The organism is Agrobacterium sp. 16-172Ci (assembly GCF_053522725.1).
In genome coordinates, this window is sequence record NZ_JBNWBW010000018.1 from 19,021 (window position 1) to 43,144 (window position 24,124).

Here is a 24,124-nt window from a genome sequence, read left to right on the forward strand (position 1 = left end):
AAATCACGCTCAGCAAAGGCTCCGAAAACATGGAAGATCGCGTCCGCTTCGCCCTCGAAAAGCTGCTCAACGTCGCCCACGGCGATACCGGACAGAGCTGCCGCGTGGCCAATTTCATCCTTGCCTGGTGGAACGCCAACGTGCATGGCGGCTTCGACCTGACAGACCTCGCCGATCTCGATCCTGAAATCTGCGACGACATGGTCACCGTCTTTACCTGGATGGCGCGCGAAGAAACGCTCTCCTATCCGGACGCCTACAAGCCGGAGATCATCCAGATCATCCGCCGCTGGCGACCGCACGTCGAGATCGACTGATGGCGTCCCCAAAGAAATCCGCCGCCCTATCCAGCGTCGAGCGCCGTGCCGTTGAGCTCGACACGATCGCCTCGGTGCTGCCGATCGAGCGCCGGGACGAACTGGCCGAGCTTCTGAGCGACCACGATGTCGAAACGTTAAAACACCTCGTCAACCAGGGCATGGGCGACAATACGCTACGGGCACTGACCTCCGATCTCACCTATCTTGAGGCTTGGGGCCTGGCCGCCACCGGACAGTCCCTGCCCTGGCCAGCACCTGAAGCACTATTGCTCAAATTCGTCGCCCATCATCTATGGGATCCGGAAAAGCGTGCTACCGATCCGGAGCACGGCATGCCATCCGAGGTCGACGAAAATCTCAGGCGTCAAGGCTTCCTGAAATCCATCGGCCCGCATGCACCTGATACGGTACGACGGCGGCTGGCGAGTTGGTCGACTTTGACCAAATGGCGTGGTTTTTCCGGTGCCTTCGCCTCCCCTGCCCTCAAACAGGCGATCCGGTTGGCGGTCCGTGCCGTTCCCCGGACGCGCCGTCGTAAGAGCGCCAAGGCAGTCACCGGCGACGTGCTGGCAAAACTGCTGGCGACCTGCGCCGCCGGCAGCCTGCGCGATCTGCGCGACCGGGCGATCCTGATGGTCGCCTTCGCCTCCGGCGGCCGTCGCCGTAGTGAGATCGCCGGGCTTCGTATCGAACAGTTGAGCCCTGAAGCGCCCATCGAGATGCCGGAAGGTTCTCCCCTCCCCTCCTTGGCGATTCACCTCGGCCGGACCAAGACGACCAATGGCGAGCAGGATGAGCTCGTCTATCTCACCGGCGGGCCGGTCGAGGCGCTGAATGCCTGGCTGGCGACTGCCAAGATCGACAAGGGGAGCGTGTTTCGGGCGATCGGGCGTTGGGGGACGGTTTCGAAGCGAGCGCTCGATCCGCAGTCGGTCAATGCCATGATCAAGCAGCGGGCGACCATGGCCGGGCTGGAGCCCGGAGAGTTCTCAGCGCATGGCCTGCGATCGGGGTATCTGACAGAGGCCGCCAACCGCGGCATTCCTCTCCCTGAGGCCATGGAACAATCGCGTCACCGATCAGTTCAGCAGGCCTCCAGTTACTACAACAGCGCCACCAGACGAAGTGGACGGGCAGCGCGTATGCTTTGATGACGCATCATTCGAAATGAATGAGTAGATTCTGCTTTTAAAATCAGACCCGCAAGTCTGCCTCACGAGTGACAACCCGTTGTGAGTTCTCGATTTGCGGACCCACCCCGTGATGAATAGAGAGCATTGCTATCGATCATATAATTGGGATATATGATCGATAGAAAGGGTGCTTATCGATCATGAAATGGAACTGGACACAGCAAGGTTGGCCAAAATTCACCTACGATATGGCTCTGCTTGAACCTTTCGAGAGCTGTTTTCAGCGCGCGTCGGGAGAAGTTATTGGCGCCATCCGTCATTTCGACAGCAAGGACCGTGATCTCCTCCGCATCGAGCTTCTCAGCGAAGAGGCTGTTAAGACCTCGGAGATCGAAGGCGAAATGCTCGATCGCTTGAGCGTACAGTCCTCTTTGCGCCGTCAGCTTGGTCTGGATGCCGACGCTCGGCCGGTCAAGCCGCAAGAACGCGGCGTCGCCGAAATGATGGTCGACGTTTATAGGACTTGGTCAGCACCTCTTGAAGACAAGACCTTGTTTCGCTGGCACAGCATGCTGATGTCAGGCAACCGCCATATTGGGACAATCGGCGGATATCGGACGCATGATGATGCGATGCAAATCGTATCCGGTCGGCATGACAAGCCTACCATACACTACGAGGCGCCCCCCTCGCGCCAAGTTCCAGCGGAAATGACCGCCTATCTGGATTGGTTCAACAGGTCAGCCCCTGACGGCCAGACTCCCACTCCAGCCCTGACGCGCGCCGGGATAGGTCATCTTTATTTTGAGAGCATCCATCCGTTTGAAGACGGAAACGGCCGACTTGGCCGCGCTCTTGCGGAAAAGTCATTTGCACAGAATCTCGGACAACCAAGCCTGATTGCGCTTGCCTATACCATAGAGCGGGGTCGCAAGACCTATTACGATCAGTTGGAACTCAATCAGCGGAAGCTCGATATCACCGACTGGCTCATCTACTTCGCGGAGACAATTCTCAAGGCGCAGCAAACCACTCTCGAACGAGTTGCCTTCTACATCGCCAAAGCACGCTTCTACGACCGGTTCCGTGATCAGTTTAATATACGGCAGGAAAAGGCTATCGCTCGCATATTCCGCGAAGGGCCTTCGGGCTTCAAAGGTGGTTTGAGCGCTGAAAATTATGTCTCAATCACTCAGGCCTCTCCTGCGACTGCGACACGCGATCTACGTGATCTGGTATTGAAAGGTGCGCTGACGCGTACAGGTGAGCGCAGGCATACGCGCTACGCGCTAAATCTATAGCATACGCTCCCGCCTTATTCGGCGCTTGATTCCTGCACAGTGGTCAGTTCTCGAAAAATGGCGGCCCCATCGACATGACTTGGCGATGTACCTCTACCAACGACATATTCGGCCCATACGCTTCTACCGGCCTGCTGTCGGTCACATGTTCAGCCAGAAAGCAAAGTTGGCCGAAGGCGAACCACTACACCTTGTCATGCTGGGATTGACCTTGCCCCCAAGTTTTATCCAGTTTTGAGTTCACTCCAGCGGTTTTGGATCCTACGACCTACTTCATTAACGACACTTGTATGGAGATCGACTCCAACCTCACCGGGTGATCCGTCAGGCCAACTGCTCTAAATCGCAAGAACGCATTATTTGCGCTCAGACCCGCAGCCGAACAGCGAGTGAATTATTGCTTCGCTCACCGAGACCACCAGGCTCAAAGTTAATTTGCTTGGCCATCTCGACAGTGTGCGTACCAAGATCGTAAACGCCCACCCCAAAGTCGGATTGATGAGTTATTGCCCTAGCCATATAGAGCCGATAAAATGTTCGCGACGTAGGAACAGGCGTGCACCGTGACAGAGCAGAGCATCTTATGGGAACAGGACGGGATAGACTCTGGCTGGCTCTTTGCCAAGAACATCGGCTCAGTGAGAAGCAGCTCCAGTTATCGCCCCGGGGGCTGGTGGTTTCTGCCGAAGTGGCTGCCCGACTCGCAAGAAAACGACATCGGCCCCTTCAAAACCAGAACTGCCGCAGTGGCAGAAGCAGAGAGACTAGCCACTCACCGACTTACAAAATAAGCATCCATTTCTGTCCGCCGTGACCTTAAAAGCGGCCTACCCTATATCCGATTCGCCTTGATGCGTTTCCAGGCAAGACGATCTATCCATTTGCCGATCATGATGGTCGTCGAACGAGCAGGGTAGTGGACCTGCTCTACCCCGCCTTGGTGACAGACAGCATTCGGGCGGCGGAATTCTCTACAGGTTAGGGACTAAGGATTCATGAGGCAGACAATTGGTCACCGACCCAGATCGGAAACTTGAGGGTCGTAGGGTTCGTAAAACTGCGGGCTCCGTTGATCTATCTCAAATCTCTCACCCAGTTGGCCTGCTGTAAGAGGTCAAATCCGAGCACGAAATCTGTAAATCAATCCAGCGCGGCTCGCTTCTTAAGGACTGATCCCCAAAGTCCTAACGACGATGCGCCTAAAAACAAATAACGACTCGGTCGCTTAACCCCGCGTCTCCACGAACAAGCAAGCGACAGAAGCTCAAGAAAGTTGCGGTGAGATCCACCCTGCTCAAATGATCGCCGCACATATTAATCCGGCGCCACGATGCCGGCCAAAGCTCTCTGACTACGCGATCGACAACCGGCACGCTGGAGCCGCCACAGGGGAGGGGACTTTAGCAGCAGCACCCATCAGGCCTGCGTGCACATGAACGGATATTGCCATTTTTCTAAGTGCATATTCTGCCGAAGAATTTCGCAAAAAAGCTTCGCTTGCGATGATGACGCTCGCTGGCGGGCAGCGTTGCTTCGGGCTTCGCCATCCCCATAAGAGCAAAAAACTCGGCGCTAGCGCCTTACTCGCTAACCGATCAACCCCAGCTCCAGTTTGGTTCCACTTCATAATACTCAGATCAATCATGCCGATGCCTTCACACACCAGCGGGAAGGCATCCCCAGCGGCTAAACGCGACAGCCAGCTTTGCGTCATCGGTACCCAGCAGATCATCGGACTTTACAATTGTAAACTTCGTGGACCGCCCATAGGGACTTTACAACTGTAAAGTTTTCGAATGGCCAAAGGCGGTTTCGGCGTTAACTTTCGATTAACTAAAAACGCCTTGTGGAATCGGATGCTCTCTGGCATCGTTGACGGAAATAACGTTTTAAAGAGCAAATAACCGTCAAGAGGAATTGATGCCACAAGCCGCAGCCCATAACGTCAGGGACACCGCGTCAAAGATCGAAGCCTACACAACGAGGCTTTCGGCTGAGCTCCGTGACATGCGCGAAGCGGCTTATCCACCAGAGGCCCGCAAATCATTCTCTAAAACATTTTCCACAGTAGACCTAGCACGCTTGTTGAATGTGCCAGAGAGCACCCTAAGACAATTGACGATCGAAGGGAAAGGCCCCCAACCTGATCGCGCCGACAACAATCGTCGAACTTACACGGTTAGTCAGGTGAGGGAGCTACGCACATTCCTCGGGGCTCTTCGCCCAGACGAAGCCGCGCAGTTGTTGCCGTCACGTCGAAACGGTGAAAAACTGCAGGTTATTGCTACCGTCAACTTCAAGGGCGGAAGCTCAAAAACCACAACATCCATACATCTCGCGCACTTCCTCGGTCTGCAAGGTTACCGCATTCTCTGCATCGATCTGGACCCACAAGCGTCGATGACAGCGATGTTCGGAATTCAACCCGAGTTCGATCTCGGTCCAAATGAAACGGCATATGCAGCGATCCGATACGACAACGAGCGCCGTCCGTTCGCTGATATCATTCGCTCGACTTATTTTCCCGGTGTCGATCTCATTCCTGGGAATCTGGAACTAATGGATTTCGAGTTCGATACGCCAACTTATCTTACCTCAAAGACCAGGGATGAGCTTGGGCTGTTTTTCGAGCGCTTGAGCGCCGCCCTGAGGAGTGTTGACGACCAGTATGATTTCGTCATTCTCGATACGCCACCTTCATTGGGATACTCAACGCTCGCAGCCCTCTACGCCGCGACGGCACTCGTCGTCACTGTACACCCTGCAATGCTGGATGTGGCATCTTGTAACCAGTTCCTGATCATGATTTCCGACCTTTCAGAGGTGCTTGAGCAATTCGGTGCTCAATTTGAGCATGATTTCTTTCGTTTCTTACTTACCCGCGTGAATCCCAATGATGGCCCTCAAAAGTATATGGCCGGCGTAATGCGACGACTGTTTGGTGATGACGTCCTGGTCGCCGAGGCTTTAGAATCAACCGCTATCGCCGGTGCGGCAGTGGCCAAGAAAACACTCTACGAGCTGGAGACAGGCGAGGTAGGCAGAGAGGCGCTTAAACGAGCCCTTGAAAGTGCCGATCGGGTCAACTTCGAGATTCTTAGTCTGGCTCACAAAGTATGGGGGCGTGATATATGAAAAAGAACATTCTCAAGCGCATGGCCGAAGAAGCATCAAGCCGTGTAGATGTACCGGAGGATGGAGCTCAGGAAAAGCCACTGCTTTCTCGTCGCAGTTCTTCTCCCGTCATCTCCAACGTCGGGAGAGCATTGAGCCATTTGTCTGAGGATAGTATCCTTTCGCTAGATCCGGCCAAAGTTGACCGTTCTCCCTATCACGACCGCTTTGAAAACGATCCCGATGCCGAGGTCGAACTTGACATTTTGAAGGTCTCGATTGCGGCGGAAGGACAGAAAATCCCTGTTCTTGTCCGACCGCACCCGTTAAAGCCCGACCACTATCAACTTGCATATGGGCATCGCCGCCTTCTCGCGATTAAAGCAATGATGGCTGAGGCGGATCGGCCAGAAATCATCAAAATTAGGGCCTACGTCCGCGATTTAACCGATCGGCAGCTCATTGAGGAACAAGCGCTGGAGAATGGAGTGAGGGAGAACCTCACTTGGATCGAACTTGCGATGTGGGCCGTTCAACTCAAGGAAGCAGGTCTATCTCATCGGGCAATTTGCCCGGTGCTTGGCCTGTCAGAGGCCAGCGTCTCTCATCTCTTTCGCGTGACTTCTGTTATCCCGAGCGACATCATTTATGCAATCGGCCGTGCCAAACACGTAGGACGCCCGAAATGGACGGCGTTTGCGGAATTGCTGAAAGGCTCGGGTAAGATTGATGCCGTCCGTACAGTCCTCGGAACGGAAGAGTTTCTCAAAGCTGACGGCGCTGGGCGCATAGCCATAGCAACCAGAGCCGGCAATGAGGCCTCTAAACCCAATCCTGGGGAAGAGCCTACGACGGTCGATTTTGCCTTGGGCAAACGTCTCTTTGGCCGCATGAAATCATCATCATCAGGGACGGTCGTTACGATCCCGAGAAAAGAGGATCATTTCGCACAATGGTTGGCTGATCGCATGCCGGACTTGATGCGTGAGTATGAAAACCACGCTGACTGATCGCACGATCAGCTAAGCTAACTCGCAACTTATAAGGAGCAGCAGCACAAAGAAAAAGGCCCCCAAAACGTTTCCGTCGTGGAAGCCTCTCTATTCCTTAGCAAGATTGAGAATCGCATTTTCACGAATCCTAGTCAAGAGTCTTGGCACCGTTTTGGTGAGCTGATTTCTTTTGCCTGAAGAAAGGTGAAGGAAAATGCAGAATAGTACGGTGACGACGCCTTTTGGGCGGCGACCGATGACGCTTGCCTTGCTTGTAAAGCACAAACAAGTCGATCAGCCAGTCCCGGAAACAAAACGCAACAAATGGAAGCTCTTTCGGACCATTTGCGAAGCTCGCCGGGCGCTTGATATTAGTGACCGATCCCTAACCGTTCTCGACGCTCTACTGTCGTTTTACCCGTCGGAAGAACTCTGCTCTTCCAACAATCTAATCGTGTTTCCGTCGAATGCCCAGTTGTCTATTCGAGCTCGCGGGATGACTGCGGCCACGCTCAGGCGACATCTTGCGGCCCTTGTTGAAGCCGGTCTCATCTTGCGCAGAGATAGCCCAAACGGGAAACGTTTTGCCCGTCGTAGCAGGGCAGGGGAAATCAATCAGGCCTTTGGCTTTAGCTTGGCTCCACTCGTATCCCGTGCCAAGGAGCTCGAAGATACCGCTGGTCGAGTGATGGCCGACCGTGAACTCGTTCAGGCACGGCGTGAGCAGATCAGTGTCTACCGCCGCGAGATTACCAAACTTATTCAAGCGGCATTGGACGAAGAAGTTGAGGGCGAGTGGAATAGTCTCCACAACCTCTTCAGGTCTCTTCTATCATCGTTTCCGCGCCGTCCTTCCATCGATGATATGGAAGCGCTGTTAAACCATTTGACGAAGCTTCGCTCAAAGATCATCAAGCTATTGGAAGATCATTATAAATCGCAAAATATGAGCGCCAATGAGTCCCAAAATGAGCGCCACATACAGGATTCAAAAACACAATCCTTTTATGAATCTGAAAACGAGACCATCACGCATAAACCTTCGGCTACAAACGTCGTAGTAAATGTGAAGACATCAAGCCATGAACAACAAACAGCTAAAATTGAAAATCACCCCCTAGAGAGAGCAAAGCCAAACGTCCCTCTCGACACCGTCCTGCGCGCCTGTGAGGAAATTCACCCCTATGGACCTGGAGGATCCGTCAAAACCTGGCGAGACCTGCTGACCGCAACTGCAGTCCTGCGATCAATGCTCCAGATAAGTCCCTCGGCCTTCCGTGAAGCCTGCCTAGTGATGGGACCGGAAAATGCCGGAATTGCAATTGCGTGTATCTTCGAAAGGGGAGGGCAGATCAATTCCGCAGGTGCGTATCTTCGCGACCTCTGCAGACGCGCCGCCCAACAACAATTTTCGGTAAAACCGATGGTCGCAGCCCTACTGAGGTCCAAAGCAAGCCCGTCACGAAGCTTTTGTGCCAATGTTGCGGCTGGATAATGGGAACCGCCCTCGTCTATCTGATTTGGTCACGCGAAAGAAGTGATTGGGCTAGGCCTTGGCCGATCAATCGAGAAACGTGACCGAGTCCATTTACACTATGGCGGAGAGCCGGCGGCAAGCGATGAAGACATACAGGCAGGGGGACTCCAATCATCTCCCCAAGGAAAAACGACTTGGCACAGATCATCCAGAAAATCACGCTCAATGCCGGCTCCGATATTGCGTCGACCCTTCAAGGCTATGTGGACGGTTTTCTAGCTTGAGCGACATCGTCTTCGCTCAAAAGGCTCCCGACTAGTCACTGTCAGAACCCTGGGGCGCTGTATAATGGCTGGCCATGGATTGGATGATCCTTATTACCAGTCGTAACCGCGAAAAAGGAGCCGACTTGCGGTCCCATCGACGATAGCTATCTGTTGTCATCCGTTATTTCTGCTGCTTTGCAGCATTACATATGTGTGACTAATTTGATGTCGCTTGGGGGGTAATTGCATCAATAATTACGAGGATTTTCGATGCCGACCTCTCCCGATCTGGAAGCCGTTGCCCGCCGTGGCGGCAAATTTCAGCGTATGGCAGCGCGCATACCGACCTATCTAACGGATTTCCGGGAGAACCCGGCCTGGTTACCCATGTTCATGCTGGCCCGGACGATGCCATTTCGCAAGGCCCACTGGCTCACAGCCCGTGCTGTACGTGGCTCCACGGAAACGACTTCCTCGATGTTCGGGAACCTGAGACCGGAAATCATCGCCGACGAATTGCGTCGAACGGGAATTTTTAACGGCTTGTCCCTGCCACCCGATGTCCAACGAGAGCTGTCCAGTTTTGGCCGTGAAACGCCTTGCTTCGGAAATTTTGAACGGAAACTTGAATTCCTTCCTGCTGAACATGCAGAGGCTGAACGGCGCTTTGGACGTACGATCCTGAGCGGGCATCATTTCGAAAAAGTGATGGGATGCGATGCCGCATTGGCTGTCCAGGAGGATCCATTGCTCATCGCGATCGCCAGACACTATTTGGCGGAGAAGCGAGACTGATTACCACACGGACCTGGTGGAGCTTTCCAACGAAATCAGCATCCGAGGCAGATCTGAGCCGTGCGTCCTTCAAATATCATTTCGATCTTGATGACTGGCGTATGCTGAAGTTCTTTTTTTATCTGTCGGACGTGGACAAGGACAGCAGCCCTCACGTCTATGTTCGTGGTAGCCATAATCGTCGCCGTTTGAAGCATCAGCTTACGCTTCTTGTGGGGCATCCTGCAGAGGAAGTGCTGGAGTATTATGGCTCGGAAAATGTTGTCGAGTTGACAGGTAAAGCCGGGACCGGCTTCGTTGAAGATCCGTTCGGATTTCATATGGGCACTCCGGCAAAGACAACCCCGCGCCTGATGATGGAGGTGGGCTTCGGCGTTTCGAAACCGTCAAAGCGGCGGTATCATGGTGAACCCATCGTCCGGTAGTTCATCAACGAGAAACCGGCGCATGTGGCGTAGCCGGGTATAAAAGAAGAGGTCTCATACTCGGGGCCTCTACGCCGGTCGGTTTGCAAATCTCGTTCCGACCCCAACTTCGGTAAAAAGACGGCCAGCTTCTGCGGGAAAGGTCAGCGACGATGGATTTCGCACGGCGAAAACCCATTTCAATTCGTAACAACGCGACGGCAAGGGACAAGAACTATTGTCGAACGAGTGAAACGACATTTTTCCGGGCACCGGCAGACAAGGAAATTATAGCACGAGGGTAATATCAACGCGGGTGGCAAACGCGGCGACCTGCCGCATTTCTCCAACATCCGAATAGATCGGGACATTGCTGATCTCGAGCATATCGGTCTCTGCGACGCGATCTCCGAACAGGAGCACTGCTTGCTGTGGATCACACCGTTTAGACGTCCAGATCAGGCCATGCGCGGCCGGCCTGCTTTGATGAATAGCCAATGCCCACTGAGCAGTGATGTGATAGTCAGTGGCCGTCGTATCGATGAGGTCTGCCCTGCGGATGCCCCATTTGGCGAGATCAGGTGCGAACAGAGGTATCAGAGCAAGATCACGCTTCAGCTCGACGACGGAATGGGCAAGCGGCTTGATATTGTCGACACCAACAGTTTTGTTCGGCTCGTCGATCGGCACATCATGAAAGATCGTCTCGTGAACCGCGCATTCGTAATCGGTCGCGAGATATTGCGTTGGGATAGGATCGCTGCCCAGGAATAGCGGCGCAAAGCGGCTGGGGCGACCCTTTCCAGGATTGAAAGAGCAGCTTCCGAAACGCTGATCATGAACCCTGTGGAACCTCGTCCCCGCCTTGATCTCGTGTGAGTTCGAGGCGGGGAAGGGGGAGGGAGGCGAGGAAATCATCCGGCGATATTTTCCGCCTCACGGGCTGCCGCCGACACCACCACATCGCCGTCTTTCAGGGCGTCGACCGGGCGCTTGCCGGCAAGCCATCCATTCGGGGAGGTAAACCAGAATGCCAATTGCCAGCCGGACTTTTTCTCACCAAGCAGGGCGAGCGCTCTGGCAACGGTTTCAATCGGCTGCCCTTCCTCGAACTGGAAGGCCGGAAAATACTCGACGCCGCCATGCCTGATCGAGAAGACCTTGCCCTTCATCTTCCATCGCGAGGCGGTCATGCTCTTGTTCTTGGAACCATGTCCGGCCACTTCCGCCAGATGCTTGCTGGTAAAGCTGGGCCACTCCCCAAAAAAACGCGCTCTCGCTTTCGCATTGCTGTCATACAGCAGCCTCTCGACGTCGGCATTGGGAGGCGTGCGCATATAGACCGAAACCAGCGCGTCGATCGCGTCATCGGTCAGCTTGCTTTGCCGGGCTTCGACGATGGCCGGGACATGCTCGACGATATCACGGATGGTTTCCCGAACCGCCTGGTTTGGGGTGTCGACCAGCACGACCATCATGTCATCCACATCGGTTTCCGGCGTCGAGTGCATCGCAGTCGCCATTGCCCTGCGCAGTTTCGCGCCGATGGAAGACGCACGCTGTTTTCCTGTCAGCTTACGCTTCAGCAGGGGGCCACCGGCGTCAGATGTTTTCCCGCCGGAAGCAGAATCCATCTCGACCTGTAGCGCGTGGGCGAATTCAGCGCCATCATAGACGCGAAGACCATTGGTGGCAGCCATCTCGATGCTCCAAGATATTTCGGTTACCTGTCGTATTATAACCTATATCACCGAAGGCTTGTTTTCAAGTGCGACCCCATTTGAGTCGGCAGGGGGGCGAACGCCACAGCAAAAAAATAGGGCCACTGGTTAACCAGGGCCCTGTAAGATGTGAAGGTCAATAACCTCCAGAGGGGAACAGCTGATACGATGGCACTGGGAGAGGCCATCAAGTGCATCAACTGTGTTCTAAATGCCTGTTATGTGTGCAGTGCGCAATCATTTATTGTGCATTGCAGCTATGCGATAGACAAAACGTGCACTTGCGCCTCTTGAGAAAGCCTTCCACCGATTGCGTCGTGACCGCGGCAGGGAAACTCAGGCTTTTTCATCGATTTCCTTCTGAGAGAGCGCTATCATCCTTCAGCGTAGATCGCGAAGTTTGCTCCTCATCGACTTCGCCGAAGCCTGATTTGTACGAGAGGCCCCTTTTCCCCCGAGAATAGCTGCCCTGTGTGCCGGTACTTCGGAGAGATTTGATTCGCGTCAATATCGGATTGTGTCGCAAAAAAGTCAGTTTATCCGCGAGGTCACGATCAGCTTTCGAAGGTGCTCAGCTTTTTCAGAAGGTCTTCGGATATCTCGAACTGACGCGCGGTTCCCCGCCCCATCGAATTCGTCCCCATGGTTTCATTCAGCATGCCTCGCTTGACGAGAAGATCGACAGTCTCCTTCGCACCGCTCCGCGTGAGCGCAGTAATTTCAACGATATTGGAAAGAGTTAGCTTCTGATGGGCCTGGCTCATCGTGTAGAGGATCGTCATCATGCCGATCTCTTTCAGCCGCGCCTGCGGTGTTTCGTCTTCCAATGGATGATCGAGGATCTCGTGGAGGATCAGCCCCGAGAAGGCAAGGTTGTGCAATTGTGTCTTGAGCGCCCTTGTCATGTTATTTAACTGTGTTATATACGTTAGTAAAATTGCGTTGCGCTCCTGCCGGACATTGTTGCCGTAGCGCGCTGTCGTTGTTCCGGAGGGGCAAGTCCATGAAAAACCTTCTGCTGAATAGTCTGCTGTCTGTTTCCTTCATGCTGCCATCCTATCTGATTTCCGGCAGCAATGCGCGTGCCGATGACTGGGGATGTCAAGTTATTCTGTGCCTTTCCAATCCCGGCGGGCCAACCCAGTATGCGGAATGCCAGCCACCGATCCAGAAACTCTGGCGCGCACTTGCCAAGGGGCATTCGTTTCCGACCTGCAGCGGTGTCGGGTTTCGTAGTTCCCAGCCCGGCTACGAGCCATATTATTGCAATGAAGGTGATCGGCTTTCGGGCAGTTACGGACCTCGCGGTCAACAGGCGACCTGTGTTTCGACCACGCTCCAGCGCGTGAGCCCTTCGCTTTGCTCTTCCGGTCGCGACAACTCAGGCGACGATTCCGGCTCTGTCTTGTCGGCACGATGGCAGCGCCAGGGCGGCCGGCTCCAGTGCATGGGTTATCCGATCACGCGCCCCAACCTGCGATCGCAGCCGCACTATATCGACGTGACCATCGATGGCGTCGGCAGGCAGCGCGTCTGGTACTGAGCATGGGCGCCACGTTCGTCGATATCGCGCAGAATTGCGCGCCAATGGTCCAGGTGGAAACGCTGGCCGCAGTCGTTAGCCTGGAAAGCAGGTTCCTTCCCTTCAATATTCGCGTCAATAGCGGTATGCCGCTTCCCGCGCAGCCCGCCAGCAAGGCGGAGGCGATCGAAATGGCGACGTCCCTGATAGCGGATCACCAGGATATCCAGATCGGGCTTGGCGGTATCGGCGTCGAGGAGCTTCGCAAACTCAACCTCTCCGTTTCCGACGCCTTTGATCCGTGCTTGAACCTCAAGGCGACCGCAACGCTTCTCGATGGCTATTACCGTCTCGCCTTGCGTTTTGGTGCTGATCCCGCCCGGGCCGAAACGGTGATGCTCCAGTCCTGGTACGGGCGGGATGACCCTTCGGTCGGAGAAATGGTCCGGTATGACGAGCAGGTGCGGAGGGAGGCAAAACGGCTTTCTCCGAAGCTCGCGTCGCTCGCGATTGGCGGGCCGCTTGATCGCGCGGATACCGCGGAGGAACAGGCTCAAGATCAATTGGCCCTGCCAGTCCCCAAACAAGCCGCCCAAACCGAAGAAACCGCATCATGGGACGTGTTCAGTTCCAGACGGCACTCTTCAGTTCTCGTTTTCCAGAATGAACGATCGGAGCAGAGTGAATGATCTCCAGAACCAGCCTTCGTCCTCTTGTCGCCTCCATGCTCATGGCCATCGCCATTGTCGCCTGCCTCGTCGAACCGGCCTTTGCCCAGTCCGCCGGCATCGAGACCGTGCTGCAGAACATCGTCACCATGCTCACCGGCAATATCGCCCGCCTGCTGGCGATCATCGCCGTAATCATCATCTGCATTGCCTGGATGTTCGGCTACATGGATCTGAGAAAGGCCGGCTTTTGGATCATCGGTATCGGCGGCATTTTCGGGGCGACCGAGCTGGTCAACACCATCGTCGGTAGTTGATGTCCATGACGAGCATTCCCGCCCTTGAAGAAGACACGCTGTTCCTGGCCTGCACTCGACCGGCCATGATCGCCGGCGTGACCATGGAAGCGATGGGCATCAACATCATGCTGACCACCATCCTCTATATCACCGCGGGATCGATTGCCTATGCGCTTGTTGGCATCATCTTCCACCTTGTGTTTCGGGCGCTCGTCAAGCACGACCACAATATGTTCCGCATCCTGCTTGCCTGGATCGAGACCCGCGGCCGCTCGCGCAACGCTGCCTATTGGGGTGGTGCAACACTCTCGCCGTTGAAGCTTGTCCGCCGCTACGACGAAAGGGATCTGAGCCTTGCCTAGCCTTGTGACGCTCCGGTCCCGAGAGCTCGGACCGGAGACCTTCATCCCCTATGTGCGTCATGTCGACGAGACCACCATTGCGCTCGAGTCGCGCGCGCTGATGACCGTGCTCGTTCTCGAAGGTGTCTCCTTCGAAACCGCCGATATTCTGGATCTCAACGGCCTGCATCGCAGCCTCAACACGCTCTACCGCAATATCGCCGACGAGCGGTTGGCGCTCTGGACGCATGTCATCCGCCGTCGCGATAACGACTATCCCGAAGGACACTTCGCCAATCGTTTTTCCGATGGTCTCAATGCCAGATACCGCGAGCGGATGGTGCGCGAGGACCTTTTCCGCAACGATCTTTACCTCACCCTTATCTGGTCTCCGAGCCGCGATCCCGCCGAAAAGGCAGCCAATCTCCTTTCCCGTCTGCGCAAAGCGCGCCGATCCGGCATGGAGCTGGACGAAGCGGCGCTCAAGCACCTGCAGGACAAGGTGATCGACGTCGCTGCCGGGCTGAAGCGCTTCGCCCCTCGTGTTCTGTCTCTCCATGAGTACGACGGTATCCTGTTCTCAGGGCCAAGCGAGTTTCTTCACCAGCTTGTCGGCGGGCGGCGTGAACCCGTGCCCCTGACGGAGGGGCGGATTTCATCGGCGATCTATTCGGACCGGGTGATCTTTGGTCGCGAGACGGTGGAAATTCGACATGAGGCGGAAACCCGCTATGCCGGTATGTTCGGCTTCAAGGAATATCCGGCAACGACGCGCAGTGGCATGCTCGACGGTATCCTGACCGCTCCGTTCGAGCTCGTCCTGTCACAGTCCTTCGCCTTCACCTCGAAGGCGGACGCCCGCACGATCATGGGCCGCAAGCAGAACCAGATGGTCAGCGCCGGTGACAAGGCTGCCTCCCAGATCGAAGAGCTCGGCGAGGCGATGGACGATCTCGAATCCAACCGCTTCGTGATGGGCGAGCATCATCTCGGCCTTGCGGTCTTCGCGCCGACCGTGAAGGAACTGACCGACCATATGGCGAAGGCGCGCGCGCATCTCACCGGCGGCGGCGCTGTTGTCGCCCGCGAGGATCTGGGGCTTGAGGCAGCCTGGTGGGCGCAACTGCCGGGTAATCTTCGCTATCGTGCGCGCTCGGGTGCAATCACGTCCCGCAACTTTGCGGCATTTTCTCCCTATCATTCCTACCCGACCGGCCAGAAGGATGGCAATGAATGGGGGCCGGCGGTCGCCATGCTGAAAACCGCTTCCGGTTCGCCGTTTTATTTCAATTTCCATCACAGCGATCTCGGCAACACCTTTGTCTGCGGCCCGTCGGGCGCCGGCAAGACGGTGCTCCTCAACTTCATGCTCTCACAACTCGAAAAGCATGATCCGCATATGGTGTTCTTCGACAAGGACCGGGGTGCAGACCTTTTCGTTCGTGCAGCCGGCGGCACCTATCTGCCGCTCAGGAACGGCGTGCCGACCGGCTGCGCGCCGCTGAAGGCGCTTGATCTGACGCCAGAGAACAGGATATTTCTCGCTCGCTGGATCGGCAAGCTGGCGGGAGCGGCGACACGGGAATTGAATGTCAGCGAGCTGCGCGATATCGCCTCAGCCGTTGACGGTCTGGCGGACCTTCCCGTCGAGCGCCGCTCCATCGGCGCCCTGCGCACCTTCCTCAACAACACCGATCCCGAAGGCATTGCCTCGCGGCTCCGGCGATGGGAGAAGGGAGGGCCGCTCGGCTGGGTCTTCGACAACGATCTGGACGACATCGGGATCGGCGCCAGGTTCATCGGCTACGACATGACCGACTTCCTCGACAATGAGGAGATCCGCGCGCCGCTGATGGGCTATTTGTTCTATCGTGTCGAGCAATTGATCGATGGCCGCCGGATCATCATCGTCATCGACGAGTCTTGGCGCGTGCTGGAGGAGGAAGAATTCCTCGCTCTTGCCCAGAACAAGCTGAAAACCTTTCGCAAGCAAAACGGGCTGATGGTGTTCTCCACTCAAAGCCCGCGTGACGCGATCAGATCACCGATCGCTCATACGATCATCGAACAGTGCCCGACGCAAATCTTCCTGCCCAACCCGCGCGGCGACCGCGCCGACTATGTCGACGGCTTCAAGCTGACCGAGCGCGAATTCGAGCTGATCTCACGCGAGCTCTCGCCCGAAAGCCGGCGCTTCATCGTCAAGCAGGGCCACAACAGTGTGGTTGCCGAGCTGAACCTCAACGGTTTCGACGACGAGCTGGCGATCCTGTCGGGCCGGACAGTGAATGTGGAACTGGCGGATGCCATCCGCGCCGAACTCGGCGAGGGACACCAGGACTGGTTGACCGTGTTCCAGCAAAGAAGGAGGACATCATGATCCGTAACGGCAGGACAGGGCTCTTCCTGGCAACCGTCACGCTGCTGGCGTCGGTCGGTTTCGCGAATGCTCAGGGCATTCCCGTTACCGACCAGGCGGCGATCGCCAAACAGATCGAGAGTATCGCCCAGCTCAAGTCCCAGCTTGATGCGCTGAACCAGCAGCTCCAGCAGGCGCAGCAGCTCTACGGCTCGCTGAACAAAATCACCAACATGGCCGATGTCGCCAGCCTGCTGAACGATTCCTCGATCCGCAAGGCACTGCCGCAGGACTTCAATGCCATCGAAAGCCTGTTCAAGGGATCCGGGAGCGGCGTGTTCGGTGACTCCGCTTCTAAATTCCTCGAAGGCAATTCCATCTACCGCACCGATGCCAACGACTTTTACGCGCAGGAACTCTCACGCGTCCAGAACAAGAACGCCGGACAATTAAGTCTCGGCCAGCAGATCTATGACGCCGCCACCAAGCGCATCGACGGCATCGATGAACTTCGTCAGAAGATTTCCAGTGCTGCCGATGCCAAGGATATCGCCGATCTGCAGGCCCGTCTGCAGGCTGAAACCGCCTTCCTGCAAACCGATATCCTTCGCATGCAGGGCTTGCAGATGGTCCAGCAGGCGCAGGTGCAGGTCGACGAGCAACGCAAGGCCGAAGACTGGCGCCAGCGCATGGATACCATGGGAGCGGCGCTCAAATGAGATGGTTCGTGTTTGGTGCGGTGCTTCTTCTTCTGACCGCCTGCTCCCCCGAGAATAAGAAGGTCTACACGGTCGATGAACTTGTCGCCGACGAGGCCTTGCTGACCAAAATCATCGGTGAATGCCGCAACAATCCGGGCGAACTCCACGACACGCCCAATTGCCGCAATGCCGAAGCCGCCGATGGCAGGCTCCGCCTTGAACGCATGCGCAAGTCGCTCGGAGGCTGAGCCATGTATGAGGTGTTCAGTTTCGTCGACGGCCAGTTCAAGACGCCGCTCGAAAATTTTATCTCCACTGGAACCTCGAACATCGCCAACTGGGTGAGCGGCCCGCTGACGGCGGCGCTGACGCTTTACGTCGTGCTCTATGGTTATCTGGTGCTGCGCGGCTCGGTGCAGGAGCCCATCCTGGAATTCGCCTTCCGGGCGATAAAACTCGCCATCATTGTCATGCTGGTGCGCAACGCCAGCGACTACCAGACCTACGTCACCAATATCTTTTTCGACATCCTGCCGAAGGAGATCGCCGAGGCGCTGAACTCCGGGACAGCGCTGAGCGCCTCCACCTTCGACAGCCTGCTGGATAAGGGCCAGAAGTGCGCCTACGAAATATGGTCCCGAGCCTCCTGGCCGGTCGATATCGTCACCGGCGTCGGCGGCATGCTGGTGATCGGCGCGAGCTTCCTCGTCGCGGCGATCGGCTATATCGTATCGCTTTATGCCCGTCTGGCGCTCGCCATCATTCTGGCGATCGGGCCGATCTTCATCGCGCTTGCCATGTTCCAATCGACGCGGCGGTTCACCGAATCCTGGATCGGCCAGCTTGCGAACTTTGTCATCCTGCAGGTGCTGGTCGTGGCCATCGGCTCTCTGCTGATCACCTGCATCGACACGACCTTTACCGCAATCGAGGGTTATAGCGACGTGCTGATGCGGCCGATCGCGCTCTGCGCCATCTGCATCGCCGCTCTCTATGTCTTCTACCAGTTGCCCGGCATTGCCTCGGCGCTCGCCGCCGGCGGCGCATCGCTGACCTACGGCTATGGCGCGGCGCGGGACGCGCATGAAAGCACGCTCGCCTGGGCAGCCTCGCACACGGTCAGGGCGGCCGGCCGCGGAACACGCGCCGTTGGCCGCCGGTTGACTGCGAACCGGGCGGAATGACCGCCTCGATATCAAGGACATTGGACAGGTTACTTTTAGATGATCCGCATCCTCTTGCCACTTTTGCTGAGCGCCAGTCTTTCCGGTTGTGCCTCGATTTCCTACCCGCTGCCCAAATGTGACGGCTATTCCAGGCGTCCGCTGAACCGCTCAATGTGGCAGTGGGAGGACAAGGAAAAGCTGCAGAAGCCTGCCAGCGAGAACGCTCAGAACCCGGTAAGCCTTGGGGTGCCTTACGCCGAAGAACCGGCTTCCGTGACGCCGGCAGCGTTTGCACATTTCGATGTCGCAGACTCCTACCGGCCATGCGAGGGCAACTGAGATGGTGAACACCGACAGCCTCAAGAGCTATTTCGACAAGGCGCGCCGCTTCGATCAGGATCGGCTGATCCAGGTCGAGCGTTCTGCCCGTATCGCCTGGTTCGTCGCCATCGCGGCCAGCGTGGTCGCTGTCGTCTCCGTCTTCGCGATCGCCGGCCTCACGCCTTTGAAAACGGTGGAGCCGTTCGTCGTGCGGGTCGACAATTCCACGGGGATCGTCGACGTGGTGTCGGCGCTGACCTCCACCGCCGGCACCTATGACGAAGCCGTCACGAAATATTTCGCGGCCAGATATGTGCGCGCCCGCGAAGGCTATGTCTGGAGCGAGAGGGAGGAGAACTTTCGGACGGTAGCGCTTTTGTCGACCCAGCCGGAACAGACCCGCTTTGCGGCGGCCTACCGTGGCAGCAATCCGGACTCGCCGCAGAACACCTATGGCCGGAGCGCGACCTCGCGGATCAACATCGTTTCGATCTCGCTGATCAACGCCAATGTGGCCTCCGTCCGATACATGCGCACCGTCACGCGCGGCGATGACGTTCGCACCACGCATTGGGTGGCGACGCTCACCTTTTCCTATGTCAACGCTCCGATGTCCTCCACCGACCGGCTGGTCAATCCCCTGGGCTTCGTCGTCAGCGAATATCGCGCCGATCCGGAGGCCATCAATTGAAACAGAGATTTTTGCCCGTTCTTTTCCTGATCGCTGGCTTTTCCTCGCCGGCATCAGCTCTGGAGATCCCGCGCGGGGCGTCCCAGGACAGTCGGGTTCGGTTTATCGACTATCAGCCCTACAACATCACCCGCGTGGTCGGCACGCTGCGTTCGTCGGTGCAGGTGGAGTTCGCAGCCGATGAGGAGATCGCCCATGTCGCACTCGGCAACAGCGTCGCGTGGGAGGTGGCGCCGGCCGGCAACATCCTTTTTCTTAAACCCCGGGAAAACCAGCCGGTGACCAACATCTCCGTCGTAACGACCAGACGGGACGGTTCGACGCGCAGCTACCAGATGGAGTTGACGGTCCGGGATGGCAGCGTCGAAGCCGGACAGAACACCTATTTCTATGTGAAATACCGCTATCCGGCCGATGAAGCGGAGCGCCGGAGAGAAGTCGCGGCCGCTCGCGCCCTGGCGGCGCAGGCCGGCGAAGCCGATCGGGTTCTGTCCCTTCACGAGGCCTACGGACCCCGTAACTGGCGGTATTCCGCTCGAGGTTCGCAAGCGCTCGAACCGCAGGCCGTCTATGACAATGGCAAGGTCACGACCTTCGCCTTTGTCGGCAATCAGGAAATGCCGGCGATCTACATGGAGAATTCGGACGGAACGGAAAGCCTCGTTCCAAAATCTGTCGACGGCAATCTGGTGCTGGTCCACGCGATCAGCCGCAAGTTCATCCTGCGCCGCGGCGGCGATGTCCTATGCATCTTCAACGAGGCCTACGATCGCGTCGGCATCAATCCCGAGACCAATACGACGTCACCGTCGGTCGAGCGTGTTGTCAAGGCCGCCCCCGGCACGGCGCAATAGGAGTTGTCATGGCCGACGAAGAAACCACCCGGATCCCGGGCGAACGTGCCGAAACCTCGACTGCCCGGCGGATCGACAATAACCCGATCCTCAAACGCGGCGCGGTTGCCGCCGCAATCGTGGCCTTTGTCGCCTTCGCCCTCTGGTCGATGCGCGGGCAGAACAAGCCGACGGATGGTGCTCAGCCGGAACGGGTGGTCATCCGCCAGACATCGGATTTCGAGCCGGCCAAGGAACCGGTTCAACCCCTGACGATGCCGGCCGAAGCCCAGCTTCCGACACCCGTGATCACCGAGAGCGCGGCCACCGACGACGACAAGCTGCTCGACGCTGCGCGGCGCGCGCCGGTGATGGCCTATGGTGCGGAAAAGACGCCGACCGCCAGGCGCCAGCAGGATGATGCCAACACCGATGCCGCCTCGAACTATGTTCCGCTCGCAAACACCCCGGGCAGCTTTACGGGGCAGGGAGAGAACGAGGATCAGCGCTTCAACCGTATGCTGACCCCGACGCAATTGCAGGGCTCGCGCGCCGGCACACTCGGCAACCGCGATTTCATCGTCGCCATGGGAACCTCCATCCCTTGCGTACTCGAGACGGCGCTTTCTTCCGATCAGCCGGGATTCACCAGTTGCGTCATCAATCGGGATGTCCTGTCGGACAACGGCCGTGTCGTGCTGATGGAGAAGGGAACGCAGGTTGTTGGCGAATATCGTGGCGGACTGCGCCGCGGCCAGAAACGCCTGTTTGTCCTCTGGAACCGCGCGAAGACGCCGAAAGGCGTGATCATTACGCTCGCATCGCCGGCGACAGACGCTTTGGGTCGTGCCGGCATGGACGGTTACGTCGACACGCACTGGTGGGAACGGTTCGGTAGCGCCATCCTGCTGTCGATCGTGGGCGACGTGACATCCTATGCCAACAGGCAATTGCGCGACAGCGACGTTGATGCCCAGAACACCACGAGCGCAGGACAGCAGGCCGCGGCGATTGCCGTCGAACAATCGATCAACATTCCACCGACGCTTATGAAACATCAGGGAGGGCTGGTCTCGATCTTCGTGGCGCGCGATCTCGATTTTTCCAGCGTCTACCGGCTGCGCGTGACCGAACCGCGCAACCGCGTCTATGACCGCGCCGTTCTCGGCGATTTTGCCCCGGACTCGAAGCTGGTAACGAAGTAGGTGTTGCGATGACTGAAGCTGCAGATTCCGGTGTCGTGCGAGAGCTTCTCCTGCCGCTGTCGCCGTTCCTTCGCGACAAGGCGCTCTATGAGGTCATTGTCAACAGGCCCGGCAAGGTCGTAACTGAAGGAGCGAATGGATGGCAGGTCCACGATATGCCGGAACTTGCCTATGACCGGCTGATGCGCCTTGCTCGGGCGGTGGCGAGCTACTCCAATCAATCGATCGACGAAACCCGGCCGATCCTGTCGGCGACCCTGCCCGACGACGAGCGAATCCAGATCGTGATCCCGCCTGCGACGACGAGGGGAACCGTCAGCGTCACCATCCGCAAACCGTCCTCGGTGTCGCTCGGCCTTGACGATCTTGACCAGGGTGGACTGTTCGCCGGGGTGGTCCGCACACAAGAGAATAGCGGGCAACCGGACCAACGATTGTTGGAACTCCATCGCGCCGGCGCTCACAGGCAGTTCCTTCGGGAAGCGGTGCTGGCGCGGAAAAACATCATCATTTCCGGAGCGACGGGATCGGGCAAGACGACGCTATCCAAGGCGTTGATCCAGTACATCCCGGATACTGAACGCATCATTTCCATCGAAGATACCCCGGAACTCGTCATCCCGCAGCCCAACCACGTCCGTCTCTTCTATTCGAAGGGTAGCCAGGGGACTGCGAAGATCGGCGCCAGGGATCTTCTCGAATCCTGCCTGCGCATGCGGCCGGACCGAATATTGTTGCAGGAGCTCAGAGATGGCGCGGCCTTTTACTACATCCGCAATGTGAATTCCGGACATCCCGGTTCAATCACGACGGTACATGCCGACTCTGCGCGCCTTGCCTTCGAGCAACTAACCTTGTTGGTGAAGGAGTCGGAAGGTGGTGGCGACCTCGAACGGCACGACATACGCGAAATGCTGACGATCGCGATCGATATCATTGTCCAATGCAAACGGATCGACGGACGGTTTCGGGTGACGGAGATCTATTTTCGCGACGCGCTTGCGTCTGGCACTGGAGAGCGCCGAAAATAGTGCCACCGATGTTGAACTGCACTCACCGGGCGGCTAATCGTTATGGTTGCTGCCGTTTAGTGTACTTTTCTCGGAGTTTTTCCAGGTTGAAGCGCCAAATGCCTTTCTCTTGAATCTCGCACATTAGCTGGTCGGCTGGGGTGAAGGATTCAAGCAGGGTGACATCCTGCATAGACGAATTGATCATGTCTTGCAGGTAGAGGCCGATAGGCTGCTGATCCTCAAAGAAACTGGCCCGGAACAGGGAAAGCCACCCCATTAAGAAGGCTAGCGGCGTTTTTGTACTGTAAGGCTTGATGAACCCTGTCGCTGGTTGGGCACCGATCTTGTGCGGGAATGGCAGGCCGATCTGCTGAGTGAACGGCGCATTCAAGTGCGGTGATAGGATCAAAGCAATTTTCTGGTCCAAGAGGAAGACGCCGTCGAGAGGCAGGACTTGCTCACTCTCGATGTATTCCATGACCTCCAGCAGGATAGATTGCCACGAAGACGACGTTTCGGTGGCAACGAGGAAATATGGGCGATAGAAAACATAATAGGTTGCCCAAACGTCCGGAGCGTCAATGCGCACCAAACGCGACATGTTTTGTGCCCTGAGTGCGCGAAACCTGCGAGCTTTTCGGAGTTCGTCGGGCATGACGGAGCGCGCTAGATTTGTCTTCACCTCACCGGCAGCGAATACGCCTTCGACGAAGAACAGGGTTGGATTGTCCCGAGCGGACGGAAAAGGTTGCGATGCATTAGAGAACACGAGATCTATCTGGCCTGAGCGCGTCTCCGTGCTATCGCTTTCCGACGCGATGACCTCACCAGTGCCCACAGTCACTGATCGCGGTAAATTCCTTTCGAAGAAATCGCGCGTGGCGATCTCAAGTGCATTGCCACGAAGTCCACGATGCTCGAAACGCTGCCGTGCTATGGCCAGTTCGAGTTCAAGGATTTTTTGTTGTTGAACGAATAGGTCTTTGAAGTCCATCGCAATGCTCCTTAGCTTAACCACGGTCCGGTTACTAGGCCACCATGATCTCAAAGGCTCCGATCTCCAGCTCAGGCAATGGCCGCCGTGTGAATGTTGCAGATCTGAGGACGTAATATTATAGCGTCCAGAATAGCTGCTTGAAGGATAACGAAATGAAGGTGCAAGCTTTGCTATTGGCATGGACGCTGGGACTCACTTCCACTTCAGCATCCGCCGCCGATATCGATGTCGATGTGCTACAAATCGTATTAAGGTACGGGATGGTGCAGGCTGACTTGAAAATCACGAATAATCTGCCAACCCGCGTCGGGCCAATCTATATCAACTGCGCGTTTTTGGACGCCAATAGGCGCTTTATCGACATCGGAAGGGGCTTGGTTACAGCGGTGGCCCCCGGTTCCGCAGCCTATACCAAAACAGCTATTGTAACGGACGAGCAGATTCAATCTGCCAAGTGCATGATCAGCAATCCACAGAGGTAGGCT

The 24,124-nt window shown here is 56.8% G+C and carries 24 protein-coding genes and 1 pseudogene; 21 read left to right on the forward strand and 4 right to left on the reverse strand.

The features are described 5' to 3' along the window. Nucleotides 1-29 precede the first annotated feature (29 nt). From ACQZ40_RS16375 to ACQZ40_RS16405, 7 genes and pseudogenes are all read left to right on the forward strand, one after another. On the forward strand, nt 30-317 hold the full coding sequence (locus ACQZ40_RS16375) for a DUF7673 family protein (RefSeq protein ID WP_142914002.1): 288 nt from the start codon (nt 30-32) through the stop codon (nt 315-317). Continuing rightward, nucleotides 317-1,471: a site-specific integrase gene (locus ACQZ40_RS16380; protein ID WP_142914003.1), complete on the forward strand. Its 1,155-nt coding sequence runs from the start codon at nt 317-319 to the stop codon at nt 1,469-1,471. The genes ACQZ40_RS16375 and ACQZ40_RS16380 overlap by 1 nt, the downstream gene beginning before the upstream one ends. 182 nt (nt 1,472-1,653) lie before the next feature. Next, entirely contained in the window at nt 1,654-2,754 is a 1,101-nt protein-coding gene (locus tag ACQZ40_RS16385) for a Fic family protein (protein WP_142914004.1), read from the forward strand. A gap of 1,920 nt (nt 2,755-4,674) precedes the next feature. Further along, the gene (repA, locus tag ACQZ40_RS16390) at nt 4,675-5,889 is read left to right on the forward strand and encodes a plasmid partitioning protein RepA (protein ID WP_142914006.1); all 1,215 of its coding nucleotides are present in this window, start codon (nt 4,675-4,677) and stop codon (nt 5,887-5,889) included. Continuing rightward, a complete protein-coding gene (gene repB, locus ACQZ40_RS16395; RefSeq protein WP_142914007.1) occupies nt 5,886-6,878 on the forward strand; it encodes a plasmid partitioning protein RepB in 993 nt (330 codons plus the stop codon). The genes repA and repB overlap by 4 nt, the downstream gene beginning before the upstream one ends. Nucleotides 6,879-7,074: 196 nt before the next feature. Next, on the forward strand, nt 7,075-8,355 hold the full coding sequence (gene repC, locus ACQZ40_RS16400) for a plasmid replication protein RepC (protein WP_142914008.1): 1,281 nt from the start codon (nt 7,075-7,077) through the stop codon (nt 8,353-8,355). 518 nt (nt 8,356-8,873) lie between these two features. Further along, nucleotides 8,874-9,823, forward strand: a pseudogene (locus tag ACQZ40_RS16405) (phytanoyl-CoA dioxygenase family protein). Nucleotides 9,824-10,090: 267 nt separating this feature from the next. On the opposite strand, the gene ACQZ40_RS16410 reads toward ACQZ40_RS16405, so the two are convergent. The 3 genes from ACQZ40_RS16410 to ACQZ40_RS16420 form a co-directional block, all read right to left on the reverse strand. Continuing rightward, on the reverse strand, nt 10,091-10,720 hold the full coding sequence (locus ACQZ40_RS16410) for an RES family NAD+ phosphorylase (protein ID WP_142914009.1): 630 nt from the start codon (nt 10,718-10,720) through the stop codon (nt 10,091-10,093). Then, the gene (locus ACQZ40_RS16415) at nt 10,717-11,502 is read right to left on the reverse strand and encodes a hypothetical protein (protein ID WP_142914010.1); all 786 of its coding nucleotides are present in this window, start codon (nt 11,500-11,502) and stop codon (nt 10,717-10,719) included. The genes ACQZ40_RS16410 and ACQZ40_RS16415 overlap by 4 nt, the downstream gene beginning before the upstream one ends. Nucleotides 11,503-12,077: 575 nt before the next feature. After that, the gene (locus tag ACQZ40_RS16420; protein WP_080855390.1) at nt 12,078-12,428 is read right to left on the reverse strand and encodes a MarR family transcriptional regulator; all 351 of its coding nucleotides are present in this window, start codon (nt 12,426-12,428) and stop codon (nt 12,078-12,080) included. A 98-nt stretch (nt 12,429-12,526) separates the two neighbouring features. Here ACQZ40_RS16420 and ACQZ40_RS16425 point away from each other — a divergent pair, with 98 nt between their 5' ends. From ACQZ40_RS16425 to virB11, 13 genes are read left to right on the forward strand one after another with little or no spacing between them, the layout of a single operon-like run. Continuing rightward, nucleotides 12,527-13,066, forward strand: coding sequence for a hypothetical protein (locus tag ACQZ40_RS16425; protein ID WP_142914011.1), 540 nt, complete (start codon nt 12,527-12,529; stop codon nt 13,064-13,066). Between the two features lie 2 nt (nt 13,067-13,068). Further along, the gene (locus ACQZ40_RS16430; RefSeq protein ID WP_142914012.1) at nt 13,069-13,734 is read left to right on the forward strand and encodes a lytic transglycosylase domain-containing protein; all 666 of its coding nucleotides are present in this window, start codon (nt 13,069-13,071) and stop codon (nt 13,732-13,734) included. Further along, a complete protein-coding gene (locus ACQZ40_RS16435; protein ID WP_142914013.1) occupies nt 13,731-14,030 on the forward strand; it encodes a TrbC/VirB2 family protein in 300 nt (99 codons plus the stop codon). The genes ACQZ40_RS16430 and ACQZ40_RS16435 overlap by 4 nt, the downstream gene beginning before the upstream one ends. A gap of 5 nt (nt 14,031-14,035) precedes the next feature. Further along, nucleotides 14,036-14,374: a VirB3 family type IV secretion system protein gene (locus tag ACQZ40_RS16440; protein ID WP_142914014.1), complete on the forward strand. Its 339-nt coding sequence runs from the start codon at nt 14,036-14,038 to the stop codon at nt 14,372-14,374. Then, the gene (locus ACQZ40_RS16445) at nt 14,367-16,733 is read left to right on the forward strand and encodes a VirB4 family type IV secretion/conjugal transfer ATPase (RefSeq protein ID WP_142914015.1); all 2,367 of its coding nucleotides are present in this window, start codon (nt 14,367-14,369) and stop codon (nt 16,731-16,733) included. Before ACQZ40_RS16440 ends, ACQZ40_RS16445 begins: the two co-directional genes overlap by 8 nt. Continuing rightward, nucleotides 16,730-17,431: a P-type DNA transfer protein VirB5 gene (gene virB5, locus ACQZ40_RS16450; RefSeq protein ID WP_142914016.1), complete on the forward strand. Its 702-nt coding sequence runs from the start codon at nt 16,730-16,732 to the stop codon at nt 17,429-17,431. The genes ACQZ40_RS16445 and virB5 overlap by 4 nt, the downstream gene beginning before the upstream one ends. Beyond that, entirely contained in the window at nt 17,428-17,661 is a 234-nt protein-coding gene (locus ACQZ40_RS16455) for an EexN family lipoprotein (RefSeq protein WP_142914017.1), read from the forward strand. Before virB5 ends, ACQZ40_RS16455 begins: the two co-directional genes overlap by 4 nt. Nucleotides 17,662-17,664: 3 nt before the next feature. Further along, nucleotides 17,665-18,597 carry a TrbL/VirB6 family protein gene (locus ACQZ40_RS16460; protein ID WP_142914018.1) on the forward strand — a complete coding sequence of 311 codons (933 nt, stop codon included), beginning with the start codon at nt 17,665-17,667 and terminating at the stop codon, nt 18,595-18,597. 39 nt (nt 18,598-18,636) lie between these two features. Next, the gene (locus ACQZ40_RS16465) at nt 18,637-18,918 is read left to right on the forward strand and encodes a hypothetical protein (protein ID WP_142914019.1); all 282 of its coding nucleotides are present in this window, start codon (nt 18,637-18,639) and stop codon (nt 18,916-18,918) included. 1 nt (nt 18,919) lies between these two features. Further along, on the forward strand, nt 18,920-19,591 hold the full coding sequence (locus ACQZ40_RS16470) for a VirB8 family type IV secretion system protein (RefSeq protein WP_142914020.1): 672 nt from the start codon (nt 18,920-18,922) through the stop codon (nt 19,589-19,591). Further along, entirely contained in the window at nt 19,588-20,445 is an 858-nt protein-coding gene (virB9, locus tag ACQZ40_RS16475; protein WP_142914021.1) for a P-type conjugative transfer protein VirB9, read from the forward strand. Before ACQZ40_RS16470 ends, virB9 begins: the two co-directional genes overlap by 4 nt. Nucleotides 20,446-20,453: 8 nt before the next feature. Continuing rightward, entirely contained in the window at nt 20,454-21,629 is a 1,176-nt protein-coding gene (virB10, locus tag ACQZ40_RS16480; RefSeq protein ID WP_142914022.1) for a type IV secretion system protein VirB10, read from the forward strand. 8 nt (nt 21,630-21,637) lie between these two features. Beyond that, nucleotides 21,638-22,660 (forward strand): P-type DNA transfer ATPase VirB11, encoded by a 1,023-nt coding sequence (gene virB11 / locus ACQZ40_RS16485; protein ID WP_142914023.1) that lies wholly within the window; start codon nt 21,638-21,640, stop codon nt 22,658-22,660. A 40-nt stretch (nt 22,661-22,700) separates the two neighbouring features. On the opposite strand, the gene ACQZ40_RS16490 is transcribed toward virB11, so the two are convergent. After that, nucleotides 22,701-23,636 carry a DUF6602 domain-containing protein gene (locus ACQZ40_RS16490; protein ID WP_448748291.1) on the reverse strand — a complete coding sequence of 312 codons (936 nt, stop codon included), beginning with the start codon at nt 23,634-23,636 and terminating at the stop codon, nt 22,701-22,703. A gap of 140 nt (nt 23,637-23,776) precedes the next feature. Here ACQZ40_RS16490 and ACQZ40_RS16495 point away from each other — a divergent pair, with 140 nt between their 5' ends. After that, nucleotides 23,777-24,121, forward strand: a complete 345-nt coding sequence (locus ACQZ40_RS16495) for a hypothetical protein (protein ID WP_142914026.1) — start codon at nt 23,777-23,779, stop codon at nt 24,119-24,121. The last annotated feature ends 3 nt before the right edge of the window (nt 24,122-24,124 follow it).